Below are 1,136 nucleotides of genomic sequence, written 5' to 3' on the forward strand. Positions count from 1 at the left end.
TCATCCTCTTGATCAAGACCAAGTTCAGAAGCCATCTTTTTCATTTGTTCTATACCATATACACTGGAATTGTTCTTATCCACCGCTTGTGTACTTTGTGCACCGTGAGAACGAGAAGCATGTGGATTAGCACCATGCGCATGAGCGCCAGAGCCATGCCCACCTGCGTGAGATGCACCATGCGGATTAGCATTTCCGCCACCATGAGCGCCATGATGACCTCCGTGTTGGGCTCCGCTTGTTCCATTGGAAGCTTTTGCTGATTCAGAGGATGATCCTGATCTCGCGAGTACAAGTGGTGCGCTCGGTACTGTTTTTTCTGCTGTTGATGGTTGTGATGCTGATTGTACCGATGTAGGCGCTTTTGCTGCTGGCTGTACTGCTGGTGCGGTTACGCTAGATTTTACCAGTGTAGGTTGTACTCGTGCGGACCCTACTGATACAGTAGCTGATCGCGATGCTGACTGCACAGATGCTTGTGATCTACCTACCCCACCTAACGATGCCCCTCCTGTATCTGATCTTCCCAATGAGGACGATGCCGCTTGCACTCTTTTAGGGGAGGTTGGTTGTGCTACTGACGATGCAGATGATGGTTTTGAAACTCCTGATGTTCTTTCTACCGTCACTGTTTTTCCTACTGTTGTATTAGCACTGCCAGTATTTCCAGTTGTTGCTGCTTGATTTGATGGTGCTGCTCCTGCTTGTGTTCGTTGAACTGCATTTACTGATCCAGCTGGTGCTTGACTGGGTTGCGTTGCAGCAGATTGTTCTGACGCGGATCCTGATGCTGAAGTCCCTACTGCTGTAGCTCCTGCACCAGCAGCTGTTCCTGACGCAGGGCTTGCTGCAGGTGTTCCTGCACCCGCAGATCCTTCTGAAGAGGCTTTTGGTGCTGGTGCCGGTGTTCCTGCTTGCGGAGCTGGGCTTGGAGATGTTTGTGGGCTTGCGGATCTGCGGGATCTTACGACTGCATTTTCTATTGTAGTGTTATCAGCCGCACCTATGTTAATGGTCTTTGTGTGCTTTTTCCCAGATATCATTAAATCCGTATCGATGCCAAAAATAAAGTTATCACCGAGATCAATATTAGAACCTGCATAAAAACCACCTAGAAAACCTGAAAGTTTAGGAGA

The 1,136-nt window shown here is 48.9% G+C and carries 1 pseudogene; it reads right to left on the reverse strand.

From position 1 onward, the window contains the following. Nucleotides 1-1,136, reverse strand: a pseudogene (locus ACFIKE_RS11040) (porin family protein); the annotation flags it as partial.

It is taken from the genome of Bartonella sp. MU70NMGDW (assembly GCF_042194085.1).
In the GTDB taxonomy this organism is placed as follows: domain Bacteria; phylum Pseudomonadota; class Alphaproteobacteria; order Rhizobiales; family Rhizobiaceae; genus Bartonella; species Bartonella grahamii.